This is a genomic window from Streptomyces sp. NPDC048211, from assembly GCF_043202315.1.
Classification (GTDB): domain Bacteria; phylum Actinomycetota; class Actinomycetes; order Streptomycetales; family Streptomycetaceae; genus Streptomyces.
In genome coordinates this window covers 783,100-795,165 of the sequence record NZ_JBIDAD010000001.1, presented here as the reverse complement: position 1 = coordinate 795,165, position 12,066 = coordinate 783,100, and the positions used below count along the sequence as shown (strand labels likewise).

Annotated in this window: 12 protein-coding genes; 6 read left to right on the top strand and 6 right to left on the bottom strand. The window is 70.5% G+C overall.

Features of this window, described 5'->3' with window-relative positions; translation table 11 throughout:
* Positions 1-50: 50 nt before the first annotated feature.
* Complete coding sequence (locus ACGFZA_RS03695) at positions 51-695, bottom strand: DUF6758 family protein (protein WP_385275494.1); 645 nt, start codon at positions 693-695, stop codon at positions 51-53.
* A gap of 157 nt (positions 696-852) precedes the next feature.
* Between ACGFZA_RS03695 and ACGFZA_RS03690 the strand changes: the two genes are divergently transcribed.
* Positions 853-2,085: an MFS transporter gene (locus ACGFZA_RS03690; RefSeq protein WP_385275497.1), complete on the top strand. Its 1,233-nt coding sequence runs from the start codon at positions 853-855 to the stop codon at positions 2,083-2,085.
* A gap of 64 nt (positions 2,086-2,149) precedes the next feature.
* On the opposite strand, the gene ACGFZA_RS03685 is transcribed toward ACGFZA_RS03690, so the two are convergent.
* Positions 2,150-2,734, bottom strand: a complete 585-nt coding sequence (locus tag ACGFZA_RS03685) for a suppressor of fused domain protein (RefSeq protein ID WP_385275500.1) — start codon at positions 2,732-2,734, stop codon at positions 2,150-2,152.
* 410 nt (positions 2,735-3,144) lie between these two features.
* Here ACGFZA_RS03685 and ACGFZA_RS03680 point away from each other — a divergent pair, with 410 nt between their 5' ends.
* Positions 3,145-4,266, top strand: a complete 1,122-nt coding sequence (locus ACGFZA_RS03680) for a magnesium and cobalt transport protein CorA (protein ID WP_385275503.1) — start codon at positions 3,145-3,147, stop codon at positions 4,264-4,266.
* A gap of 33 nt (positions 4,267-4,299) precedes the next feature.
* A complete protein-coding gene (locus tag ACGFZA_RS03675; RefSeq protein ID WP_385275506.1) occupies positions 4,300-4,818 on the top strand; it encodes a hypothetical protein in 519 nt (172 codons plus the stop codon).
* Positions 4,819-4,821: 3 nt separating this feature from the next.
* Here ACGFZA_RS03675 and ACGFZA_RS03670 read toward each other — a convergent pair whose 3' ends face one another.
* Positions 4,822-5,598 (bottom strand): hypothetical protein, encoded by a 777-nt coding sequence (locus ACGFZA_RS03670; RefSeq protein WP_393676900.1) that lies wholly within the window; start codon positions 5,596-5,598, stop codon positions 4,822-4,824.
* 204 nt (positions 5,599-5,802) lie between these two features.
* Between ACGFZA_RS03670 and ACGFZA_RS03665 the strand changes: the two genes are divergently transcribed.
* From ACGFZA_RS03665 to ACGFZA_RS03655, 3 genes are read left to right on the top strand one after another with little or no spacing between them, the layout of a single operon-like run.
* Positions 5,803-7,077 (top strand): magnesium transporter MgtE N-terminal domain-containing protein, encoded by a 1,275-nt coding sequence (locus ACGFZA_RS03665; RefSeq protein ID WP_385275512.1) that lies wholly within the window; start codon positions 5,803-5,805, stop codon positions 7,075-7,077.
* Complete coding sequence (locus ACGFZA_RS03660) at positions 7,067-7,621, top strand: DUF1003 domain-containing protein (RefSeq protein WP_393676898.1); 555 nt, start codon at positions 7,067-7,069, stop codon at positions 7,619-7,621. The genes ACGFZA_RS03665 and ACGFZA_RS03660 overlap by 11 nt, the downstream gene beginning before the upstream one ends.
* Before the next feature lie 44 nt (positions 7,622-7,665).
* Positions 7,666-8,799 carry an Mrp/NBP35 family ATP-binding protein gene (locus ACGFZA_RS03655; protein WP_385275518.1) on the top strand — a complete coding sequence of 378 codons (1,134 nt, stop codon included), beginning with the start codon at positions 7,666-7,668 and terminating at the stop codon, positions 8,797-8,799.
* 75 nt (positions 8,800-8,874) lie between these two features.
* Here ACGFZA_RS03655 and ACGFZA_RS03650 read toward each other — a convergent pair whose 3' ends face one another.
* The 3 genes from ACGFZA_RS03650 to ACGFZA_RS03640 form a co-directional block, all read right to left on the bottom strand.
* Positions 8,875-9,537 carry a hypothetical protein gene (locus ACGFZA_RS03650; protein ID WP_385275521.1) on the bottom strand — a complete coding sequence of 221 codons (663 nt, stop codon included), beginning with the start codon at positions 9,535-9,537 and terminating at the stop codon, positions 8,875-8,877.
* Positions 9,538-9,655: 118 nt separating this feature from the next.
* On the bottom strand, positions 9,656-10,132 hold the full coding sequence (locus ACGFZA_RS03645; RefSeq protein ID WP_385275525.1) for a sec-independent translocase: 477 nt from the start codon (positions 10,130-10,132) through the stop codon (positions 9,656-9,658).
* 99 nt (positions 10,133-10,231) lie between these two features.
* Positions 10,232-11,977 carry a S1C family serine protease gene (locus tag ACGFZA_RS03640; RefSeq protein ID WP_393676895.1) on the bottom strand — a complete coding sequence of 582 codons (1,746 nt, stop codon included), beginning with the start codon at positions 11,975-11,977 and terminating at the stop codon, positions 10,232-10,234.
* Between the last annotated feature and the right edge of the window lie 89 nt (positions 11,978-12,066).

The window sequence follows — 12,066 nt, the reverse complement described above, 5'->3', positions numbered from 1 at the left end:
CGGGTGGGGGACGCTCAAGGATAACCGGCGGGCGGGCCCGTTCCGGCCGCTCAGGGTCCCGTGAGCAGCCGGGGCGTGAGCGCGCCGCAGGGCACCAGGTCGACCTCTCCCCCGGCGTCGCGCAGATCGGTCAGCACCAGCTCGTCGTACATCAGCAGTCCCGACTGCTCGGGCCAGACGATCGCCCACAGCCAGAGCCCGCGCGCCTCACCGGCGAAGACCGCCCGGTCGGCGGGGGCGTCCTTCACGTGCCAGAGCGGGGTCGGCCGGCCGGCCGCGAGCACCTTGACGTCCGGCGGCCCGTCGACCCGCAGCAGCGGGCCCGGGTCCGGGCCGTCGATCCCGGCGTACCGCGCCCCGAGTCCGACACCGAGCTCCTCGGCGACGAGCAGCAGCTCGCCGATCCCGCCGAGCGGCCCGGGTCCGGAGCAGGCGACGGCGGTGGCCCGGCCGCCGCTGCGGTCGTCGCCCGCGGCCGCGACGCCGGTGAACAGCCAGCCGACGGGCAGCGGCCAGGGCATCCACACGGGCACCTGGGCGCGGTGCACCACCACCCCGAGCGCCTCGACACTGGGCGGGATGACCGGCTGCATCGGATGCACGCTGCCGTGCATGTCGCACTGCCAGGTGTCGTCGAAGAAACCGGGCGCCTTGACCCGGCCTCCGCACTTCGGGCAACTGGGTTCGCCCCTCATAACGCCCAACGGTCCTCCCCGGTCGTCGCCGCGTCAAGGACGATCACCCTTCCGCAGCGCGGCTCCCACCAGCGGATTTAGATGTAGTTTGCATTTATTAGACGCTCTAACTTATTCTGTGTACAACACACCGATCTAGTGGAGAGCGAGCAGTCCCATGCAGGGAGAGGATCCGTTCGAACAGGGAACGGCGAGCATCCTGCGCCAGCCGAAGGCCGTCTGGGCCACAGCGGGCGCATCCGTCGTCGCGTTCATGGGAATCGGCCTGGTGGACCCGATTCTCCCGTCCATCGCCAAGGGACTGGAGGCGACGCCGAGCCAGGTGTCCCTGCTGTTCACCTCGTACTTCCTGATCACGGCTGTCGCGATGCTCGTCACCGGCTTCGTCTCCAGCCGCATCGGGGGACGCAAGACGCTGCTGGCCGGTCTCGCGCTCGTCGTGGTCTTCGCCGCGCTCTCCGGCACCTCGTCCTCCGTCGCGGAACTCGTCGGCTTCCGGGCCGGCTGGGGCCTGGGCAACGCGCTCTTCGTGTCGACGGCACTCGCCGTGATCGTCGGTGCGGCGGCGGGCGGCAGCTCGGCGGCGATCCTGCTGTACGAGTCCGCGCTCGGCCTCGGCATGGCCTGCGGGCCGCTGCTCGGGGCGCTGCTCGGTGACGCCAGCTGGCGCTACCCGTTCTTCGGTACGGCCGCGCTGATGGCGATCGGCTTCGTCTGCATCACGGCGTTCCTGAAGGAGCAGCCCAGGCCGGCCCGCAAGACCTCCCTGCTCGATCCGATCAAGGCGCTGGGCCACGGCGGACTCGCCTCCGTCGCGACCTCGGCGTTCTTCTACAACTACGCGTTCTTCACGATCCTGGCGTTCACGCCGTTCGTGCTGAACATGACCCCGTACAAGTCCGGCGCCGTCTTCTTCGCCTGGGGCCTGCTGCTGGCGGTCTTCTCGGTGCTCGTCGCGCCGCGGCTGCAGAAGCGCTTCGGTTCGCTCAAGGTGGTCGGCGCCTCGCTGGTGCTGCTCGCCGCGGACCTGGTGATCCTCGGGTACGGCAACCACACGACGGCGATCGTCTGCACCATCGTCTCCGGCGCCTTCATCGGCATGAACAACACCGTCTACACGGAACTGGCGCTCGGGGTCTCGGACGCGCCGCGCCCGGTGGCCAGCGCGGGCTACAACTTCGTCCGCTGGTTCGCGGCCGCCGCCGCCCCCTACCTGGCCCCGAAGATCGAGGAGTGGAGCGACATCCACATCCCGTTCGTCGTCGCCGCCGCCGCCGCGGTCGTCGGTGCGGTCGTCATCTGGGTCCGGCGCTCGGCCCTGTCACACGAGGCGCAGGAGCTGGAGCCGAAGCACGCCACCGAGGACGGCGTCACGGTCTTCGCCAACTGACCGCCCACACCGCCCCGCCCACGGCCCCGGCCGTGCGGCGGGGTCTTTTCCTGTCTCGTTCGTCTCAGTCCAGGGCGACCGAGGCCCGCAGCGGATCGCGCAGGTCCGTCCCCTGCGAGAGCCAGCGCTCCTGAAGCTCCTGCGCGCCGCGGACCCGCTTCCAGGCCGCCTCGTTGTGGGTCATCGGCAGCAACGGCAGGAACCGCACGGGCTCCATCGGCTCCGCCAGTTCCAGGTCCTCCACCAGCCCGCCGGACTCGGCGACCAGCACGGAGCTGAACGGCGCCCCGGGCCACAGCGGTTCGCCCACGTCCAGAGAGGCGCCCGGGGCCACGATCACCCCCTCCACCTGGGGCGAGGCCGCCAGCACCGCGAGCTTGCGCAGCACCTGGTCGGTGTCGGCCAGGCCGACCCGTACCGAGAGGACCAGTTCGGCGCGCGGGCCCTTCACCGGATCGGCGAGCGTGGCGGTCGGATCGGCCATCGGCTGGGCGGACATGCCGAGGGTGGCGTACCTCACCACGTCGCCGTCGATGAATCGGAGTACCTCGATCCGGTCCGTCCCGAGAAACGTCACTGCTGCACGCGCGTCCGGTTCACCCAGGGCCGTCCGCAGACGCGCCTCGACCGGAGCAAGAATTTCTGCCATGTCGCGAGCATAGGACGCGTATGGAACGGGCAAAGTAAGGGATTGGCCCTGTACCGGCTGCTAGCCTGGGGTGCCGGTCGGGACAGCACGCAGAAGCGTCGCTCTCAAGTCCCGACGAAACGTCATCCCCTACGGGGGACCGACCGGAGGAGGTGGGGCTGCGGTGGATCCAAGTCGACCGTGCAGTACCAACCGCTCTTCCGCTCGACACCTTTCTTCTGTGATCTGACGCCTTCTCGGTCAAGGCCCCTGGCATTTCGCACGACGGAAGAGCACTCCCTTTTTGCCTGTCTGTAGCGAACGCCGTCGTCGTGCCTCCGCGGTGCCGCCCGCTTTGCGGACGTGAGCCCACGTCCCCATTCCGGGCTGTTCCACGCCTGCGCCGGCGGCCCTCCGTGAAGGAGCCAGCCATGTCGATGATCCGTGACCTGCGCGCCGTGGTGCGCCCGTCCCTGCGCAAGACCAACCCCCTGCACAACAGCTACGACACCACGCGTGACCCGTCCGCCTCCAGCGCGGTCGTCGACTGCGCGGTCTACCGCGACGGCCGCCGCATCGCCGAGGTGGAGGGCACCTGCCGTACGCCGCACGAGGCGATGCTCCGCGTGCGGGAGAAGGGCGGCTTCGCCTGGATCGGCCTCCACGAGCCGACCGAGGAGGAGTTCGCGGGTATCGCCCGGGAGTTCGGCCTTCACCCGCTTGCCGTCGAGGACGCCGTCCACGCCCATCAGCGGCCCAAGCTGGAGCGCTACGACGACACGCTGTTCACCGTCTTCAAGACCATCCACTACGTCGAGCACGCCGAGCTGACCGCGACCAGCGAGGTCGTGGAGACCGGCGAGGTGATGTGTTTCACCGGCCGGGACTTCGTCATCACCGTGCGGCACGGCGGGCACGGCTCGCTGCGCGCACTGCGCCACCGGCTGGAGGACGACCCCGAATTGCTCGCCAAGGGCCCGTCCGCGGTGCTGCACTCCATCGCCGACCACGTCGTCGACGGGTACATCGCGGTGGCGGCCGCGGTGCAGGACGACATCGACGAGGTGGAGATCGAGGTCTTCTCCACGCCGGACAAGGGCAGTCCGCGCGGCTCGGACGCGGGCCGGATCTACCAGCTCAAGCGCGAGGTGCTGGAGTTCAAGCGGGCCGTCTCGCCCCTGCTGCGCCCGATGCAGCTGCTCAGCGAGCGGCCGATGCGGCTGATCGACCCGGACATCCAGAAGTACTTCCGGGACGTCGCCGACCACCTGGTCCGGGTGCAGGAGGAGGTCATCGGCTTCGACGAACTGCTGAACTCGATCCTCCAGGCCAACCTCGCCCAGGCGACCGTCGCGCAGAACGAGGACATGCGCAAGATCACGTCCTGGGCGGCCATCGTCGCCGTACCGACGATGATCTGCGGCGTCTACGGCATGAACTTCAAGCACATGCCGGAGCTGCGCTGGACGTACGGCTACCCGATGGTGATGGGCTTCATCGGCGTGGTCTGCTTCTCCATCCACCGCATGCTCAAGCGCAACGGCTGGCTCTGACCCCCGCGTGCGGGACCCTCTAAGCTCTGGCCCATGACTGCTGCTGACACGCTGCTCGGACCGGCCCTCGTCGAGGAGGCCACCAAGAAGTCGGGCCTCATCTGGGTGCGCGGCACCGGTCCCGCGCGGGCGCTGTGGCACGTATGGCACGAGGGTGCGGCGCATCTCGTCGGGGACGGTCCCGGCGAGCAGCCGCTCCCGGCCGGTCTCACCGACGGTGCCACCGCGGAGGTGACCGTCCGCAGCAAGGACAAGGGCGGCCGGCTCGTCGCCTGGTCGGCCTCGGTGAAGCAGCTCGCTCCGCACTCCGGGGAGTGGGAGGCGGCCGTAGCCGAGCTCAAGGGCAAGCGGCTCAACGCACCGGACGCCGAGCAGATGCCCGAGCGGTGGGCGCGCGAGTGCCGGATCGTCACGCTGACGCCGCTCGGCTCCCGTACGGAACTGCCCGACACCTCGGGAGCGGCGGCCCCGCTGCCCACCACCGCGACGACCCGGCTGCCGGTGCCGGCCGGGCTGCCGCGGTTGCTGAAGAAGTCCCTGCGCCGGTCGTAGCCGCTACGACGTCGACTTCGGCAACTGCTGCCCGTAGTCGACCGTGTCGTCCTCGGCCGGCGCGGCCAGCGCGAAGTCCTTGCCCCAGTCGGCGAGCGTGACGACTCCCCCGCCACCTCCGCGGGCGAAGCTCAGGGGGTACGGGGTGCCCTCCAGGGACACGTCCAGGGCGCCGCCCTCCCCCGTGCCGCCCAGGATCCGGATGGTGCGCACCCCGCCGACCTTGTCGCGGTCGCCCTTGCCGACCTCGCCGTGCAGCGTGAGCAGCCCGTCGAGCAGCACCTTCTTGTCCGTGAAGCCGCGCAGCTGTTTGTAGGTGGGGTCGTCCTCGGGAACCTTCACGTACTTGTCGTCGAGCTTGTCGGCGGCGGCGCCACCGGCATCGCTCGTCTGCCCGGCGCCCGACTTCTCGTCGTCGTGGCTCCAGAAGCCGGCGTCGGCCTTGAGATAGAGCTCGTCACCGATCCGCAGCAGCTCGAAGGTGCTGTTCTTCGAGGTGACCGAGCCCGCGCCGCCCTTGTCCTTCAGCTTCATGTCGATCTTGTACGTGCCGCCCTTGCTGACCAGCGTGCCGGCCAGCCGGACCGCGTCGGCGGAGCCCGCCGCCGTCCGGGCCTTCTTCTCGATCTCCGGCCCCGTCAGTCTGCCGATGCCGTTGGTCCCCTTGTCCGGATCCTCACCCGCGCACGCGGTCAGGGCCGCGGTCAGCCCGGCGCAGAGCACGAGGGCGAGGGTGGCGGTCCGGCGGCGGGCCCGGACGGGCGGGACGAAAGAGGTCACAGGCGCACTGCCTCTCATCTGCATGGCGGGGGGTGGCAGACGGCAGCGTACCCGTGCGGCCTACGTCTTCCGGCAGAGAGCCGTACGGACGGTTCGCCGGGGCGACACACAGCGGTACGGGCTAGCCTGATCACGTCATAAGCGTGCAAGAACTGTCGGAACAGACCGGATGCGCAGACCGGTCGCGAACGAGGAGGCGCAGGCATGGCACCAGGCACGCCCCGCGTCTTCGTCTCGCACCTGTCGGGCGTACCGGTCTTCGATCCCAACGGCGACCAGGTGGGGCGCGTCCGCGACCTGGTCGCGATGCTCCGGGTCGGCGGCCGGCCGCCCCGGCTGCTCGGCATCGTCGTCGAGGTGGTGAGCCGGCGCCGGATCTTCCTTCCGATGACCCGGGTGACGGGCATCGAGTCGGGGCAGGTCATCACCACCGGCGTGGTCAACATGCGGCGCTTCGAACAGCGGCCCACCGAACGTCTGGTGCTCGGCGAGTTCCTCGACCGGCGGGTCAGCCTCGTGGAGACCGGCGAGGAGGTCACCATCCTGGACGTGGCCATCCAGCAGTTGCCGGCCCGCCGCGACTGGGAGATCGACAAGTACTTCGTCCGCAAGGGCCGGGGCGGGGCGCTGCGCCGCAAGGGCGAGACCCTGACCGTCGAGTGGTCGGCCGTCAGCGGCTTCTCGCTGGAGGAACACGGGCAGGGCGCGGAGTCGCTGGTCGCCACGTTCGAGAAGCTGCGTCCCACCGACGTGGCCAACGCCCTGCACCATCTGTCCCCGAAGCGGCGGGCGGAGGTCGCCGCCGCGCTGGACGACGACCGTCTCGCCGACGTCCTGGAGGAGCTCCCCGAGGACGACCAGGTGGAGATCATCGGCAAGCTCAAGGAGGAGCGCGCCGCGGACGTCCTGGAGGCCATGGACCCCGATGACGCGGCCGACCTGCTTTCCGAGCTGCCCGAGGCGGACAAGGAGCGGCTGCTGACGCTGATGCGTCCGGACGACGCGGCCGACGTGCGGCGCCTCATGTCGTACGAGGAGCGGACCGCGGGCGGTCTGATGACCACCGAGCCGATCATCCTGCGCCCGGACGCGACGGTGGCCGACGCGCTCGCCCGGGTCCGCCAGTCGGACCTGTCCCCGGCGCTCGCCGCGCAGGTGTACGTGTGCCGGTCGCCGGACGAGACGCCGACGGGCAAGTACCTGGGCACGGTGCACTTCCAGCGGCTGCTGCGCGACCCGCCGTTCACCCTGGTCAGCTCGATCGTCGACAGCGACCTGGTGGCACTGACGCCCGGGACCCCGCTGTCGGTGGTGACCAGCTATCTGGCGGCGTACAACCTGGTCTCGGTGCCCGTGGTGGACGAGAGCGGCTCGCTGCTGGGCGCGGTGACGGTCGACGACGTCCTGGACCACCTGCTGCCGGACGACTGGCGGGAGACCGACTTCCACGGCCGCGAGGGGGTGCCCGGTGACCGGTGAGGAGCGTTCCAGGGGGTCGAACGGCTCGTCGGCGCTGACCCGCCCCCCGCGCGCCCGGCTCGACCAGCCAAAGGCCCCGCGCCGCCGGCTGCTGCCGGAGTACGACCCCGAGGCGTTCGGCCGGTTCTCGGAGCGCATCGCGCGCTTCCTGGGCACCGGGCGGTTCATCGTCTGGATGACGCTGATCATCATCCTGTGGGTGGTGTGGAACATCTTCGCGCCCGGGCCGCTGCGGTTCGACGAGTACCCGTTCATCTTTCTGACCCTGATGCTCTCGCTCCAGGCCTCCTACGCGGCCCCGCTGATCCTCCTCGCGCAGAACCGGCAGGACGACCGCGACCGGGTCACCCACGAACAGGACCGCAAGCAGAACGAGCGCTCCATCGCCGACACCGAGTACCTGACCAGGGAGATCGCCGCGCTGCGGATGGGCCTCGGCGAGGTCGCCACGCGCGACTGGATCCGCTCCGAACTCGAGGACCTCGTGAAGCATCTGGACGAGCGGCGGGCACTGCAGCACGCCGAGAGTGACGAAGACCGCTGACGGAGCTACCCGCGCGTAGCAGCGGGCGCCGTACCATCGTCCGTATGGCTACGGAAGACGCGGTGCTTGAGGCACTGGCGACAGTGAACGACCCGGAGATCCACCGTCCGATCACCGAGCTCGGCATGGTGAAATCGGTCGACATCGATCCTGACGGTGTGGTCGCTGTCACGGTGTATCTCACCGTCTCCGGCTGCCCGATGCGCGAGACGATCACCAAGAACGTGACGGACGCGGTGGCCCGCGTCGAAGGGGTGTCGCGGGTCGAGGTCACGCTCGACGTGATGAGCGACGAGCAGCGCAAGGAGCTCGCGACCTCGCTGCGCGGCGGCACGGCGGAGCGCGAGGTGCCGTTCGCCAAGCCCGGTTCGCTGACCCGGGTGTACGCGGTCGCGTCCGGCAAGGGCGGCGTCGGCAAGTCCTCGGTGACGGTGAACCTCGCGGCGGCCATGGCGGCCGACGGGCTCAAGGTCGGTGTCGTGGACGCGGACATCTACGGGCACAGCGTGCCCCGGATGCTCGGTGCGGACGGCAAGCCGACCCAGGTCGAGAACATGATCATGCCGCCGTCGGCGAACGGTGTGAAGGTCATCTCCATCGGCATGTTCACCCCGGGCAACGCCCCGGTGGTGTGGCGCGGACCGATGCTGCACCGCGCGCTCCAGCAGTTCCTCGCCGATGTGTACTGGGGCGACCTGGACGTCCTGCTGCTCGACCTGCCGCCGGGCACCGGTGACATCGCGATCTCCGTGGCCCAGCTGGTTCCGAACGCGGAGATCCTGGTCGTCACGACCCCGCAGCAGGCCGCGGCCGAGGTGGCCGAGCGGGCCGGTTCGATCGCCGTGCAGACCCACCAGAAGATCGTCGGCGTCGTCGAGAACATGTCCGGCATGCCGTGCCCGCACTGCGACGAGATGGTCGACGTGTTCGGCTCGGGCGGTGGCGCACGGGTCGCCGAGGGGCTGACGAAGACGGTCGGCGCCGAGGTGCCGGTGCTCGGCTCCATCCCGATCGACGTACGGCTGCGCGAGGGCGGCGACGAGGGCAAGCCCGTCGTGCTGTCCGACCCCGACTCCCCGGCCGGCAAGGCCCTGCGCTCCATCGCGGACAAGCTGGGCGGCCGTCAGCGCGGCCTGTCCGGCATGTCCCTGGGCATCACCCCGCGCAACAAGTTCTGACCGCGGGCGCGACGCGCGAAGGTGCCGGGACCCGAGGGTCCCGGCACCTTTCGTTTCGTCCGTGAGCCGTCGGCGCTACGCGTCGTACGACGCGATGTCCCCGACGACGGAGAACCCGAGACCGTACGCGCTCATCCCCCGCCCGTACGCCCCGATGTGGACGCCGCGCGCCGATCCTGCCAGCACCCAGCCGAATTCGGACTCGCGGTAGTGGAAGGGCACCGGCACGCCGTCGACCGGCAGGGAGAGCGCCGACCACGCGGGGCCGTCGAGGTCGTCGGCGAGCTCGAACGCCGTCTCCGTCTGCTGGTCCAGCCAGTCGTCGCGCAGCGTGTGGTCCATCTGCGGGGGCCAGGTGTAGGCGAGCAGGCCGGAGCCGGCCAGCCAGGCCGCGGAGGAGACCGTCGTCGCGTCCAGGACCCCCGTGCCGTCGCCGCTGCGCCGCACCGGGCTGCTGGCCACGGTCACGACGACCGCGAACCGCTGCTTGTCCGCACCACAGTCGCCGCCCCGTACCGAAGGTTCGTCACCGTGACCGGTGGAACCGTGCTGCACCGTGCCGTCCGCGGCGGTGCCCACCTGCATCAGCCAACGGGGCCCGGTGAAGGCCTCGTCCAGTCCGTACCAGGGGAACGGCGCCTGCAGATAGCCGTCGACCGTGAGCCGGGCCGCCGGCACCCCCTCCGCCGTGGCTGTGTCCGGCGCACCATCCGCGCCCACCCGACTCGTTGTCTCCATCTGCCCGGCCGCCTCCTCGATCGTCAAGGTCCGGAGCGGCCCACCCCCCGCGGGCGTACTCACAACCGGACAGATGGAGAATAGCCATACCGTCCGGATGAGTCGGGATTGACGGGTGTCAGGTGGCGTCTGCGTCGAACGGCGGGTGGTCGGTCTTCGCGGGCTGCTCACGCTTCTTGAGCAGGTCGGGAGCGCCCGGCGAGCCGTTCGCCGCGGTGACCGCGGCAGCGCCCGACACGCCGCTCTTCGCCTCGACTGCGGAGCTCGCGCGCCCGTTCACCGCGTCGGTGACCTCGGTGACCTCCTTGCGCAGGTCGAAGCTCTCCCGGATCTCCTTCAGCCCCAGATCGTCGTTGCCGTCCATGAGCTGCTTGCGGACGAACGTCTTGGGGTTGAGGTCCTCGAACTCGAAGTCCTTGAACTCCGGGCCGAGCTCCGTGCGGATGTCTTCCTTGGCGCTCTCCGAGAACTCCCGGATCTTGCGGATGAAGCGCGAGGCGTCCTGGATGACCTTGGGAAGCTTGTCCGGGCCGAAGACGAGCACGCCGATGATGGCGAGCGCCACCAGCTCGAGTGGTCCTATGTCATTGAACACCTTGCGGCTCCTCGTGTTCTCCGCGACCAGGTCGGCTGAGGTCCGGACCCGGCCCACGGTACCCGGCGAAACTGTCCGGGCGGTAGCTCCTCATGACCGTCATGTGCCCGTTGCCGAACCGAGCGTCAAAGTCATGGACAGGTCTTTACCACCTCGGGTCAGTGTGAGCTTCAGCCGGTCGCCCGGCCGGTGCGAGCGGATCTTCACTATCAGCTCCTCGCCGCTGTGCACCCGCCTGCCGTTCACTTCGGTGATGACGTCGCCGGGCTCGATGCCCGCCTCGGCCCCGGGACCCCCCTCGGTGACGGAGGACTTGCCGTCGGCGCCCTTGGCCCCGACCTTGGCCCCGTCCCCGGTGTACTTCATGTCGAGACTCACACCGATCACCGGGTGGGTGGCCTTCCCGGTGTTGATGAGCTCCTCGGCGACGCGCTTTCCCTGGTTGATCGGGATGGCGAAACCGAGACCGATGGAACCGGCCTGGCCGCCCTCCGTGGTCGAACCGCTGTCCGCGGCGCGGATGGCGCTGTTGATCCCGATCACGTGTGCGTCGGTGTCCACCAGCGGGCCGCCGGAGTTGCCCGGGTTGATCGGGGCGTCGGTCTGGAGCGCGTCGACGTAGCTGATGTCGCTGCCGTCGCCCTTCTCGCCGCCCGCGGTGATCGGCCGGTCCTTGGCGCTGATGATGCCGGAGGTGACGGTGTTGGACAGGTCGAAGGGTGCGCCGATGGCCACCACCGGGTCCCCGACCTGCACGTTGTCGGAGTTGCCCAGGGGCAGCGGCTTCAGCCCCGAGACGCCGCTGACCTTGACCACGGCCAGGTCGTAGCCGCTGTCCTTGCCGACGATCTCGGCGCTCGCCGTCTCGCCGCCGCTGAACGTCACGGTGATGTCGCCGGAGGAACCGGCCGGGGCGACCACGTGGTTGTTGGTCAGGATGTGGCCCTGGTCGTCGAGGACGAAGCCGGTGCCGGTGCCCGATTCGGTGGTACCGCTGACGTGCAGGGTGACCACGCTGGGCAGGGCGCTGGCCGCTATGCCCGCGACGCTGTCGGGGGCGCGTCCGCCGCCGTTGCGCTCGTCCTGGCTCAGTTCGACCTGGGTGAAGCCGCCGTTGCGCTCTATGTACGCGCCGATGCCGCCGCCGATGCCGCCCGCCACCAGGGCGAGGAGCAGTGCGCCGACGAGGACCGGTCCGCGCCGGCTCTTCCGGCGGCCGTCGGGGCCGAGCGGGGGCCCGGGCCGGGTGACGAGCGGCTGCCGGGGCGCGCCCCAGGGGTCGTACTGGAGCCACTGCGGCGACGGGGGCTGAGGTTGGGGGTGCGGCTGGGGTTGCGGGTGCGGCTGGGGTTGCGGGTGGGCGGCCTGGCCCGGGACCTGCGGGTGCGGCGGCAACGGGGGCGGGGGCTGGAACGCGGGCGGGACCGTCATGCCGGAGCCGTTCGTCCCCGCGTAGGCCGAGGGTACGGGGGTGCCGTGCGCCGGGGTCGGCCGCTGCACGGGCGGTGCCGGCGCCCAGGGGCCGGGACCGCCGTAGGGCGGGGTGCTGTACTGGTCGGGCTCGTGGAGCGGCTGGGCGGCCCGCGGTGCGGGGGCCTCGCCCTCGCGTGCGGGGATCCCGGCTGTCGCGGTTTCGAACCCCGCGGCCTCGGGTGCCACGGTTTCGGCCCCGTGCGGCACGGCCTGAGGGGTCTCACTCACGGGCGGCGCGTCTGCCGGCACGGCTGCCGGGGGCATCGCGTCCTCTACGGGCGACGGCTCCTGAGGCGCTGTGCGCGTGCTGCGTCCCGGCGTGGGCCGGCTCCACCACTTCGCCTTCGGCTCGGTGGTCTTCCCGTCGTCCATGCTCTCCCCGCAACTGCCGTCACCGGCCTCCGCACACCCCGACAGGGGCGTCCCTCCGGAAATCCTGCCGGAATTCAACCAGGTTTACG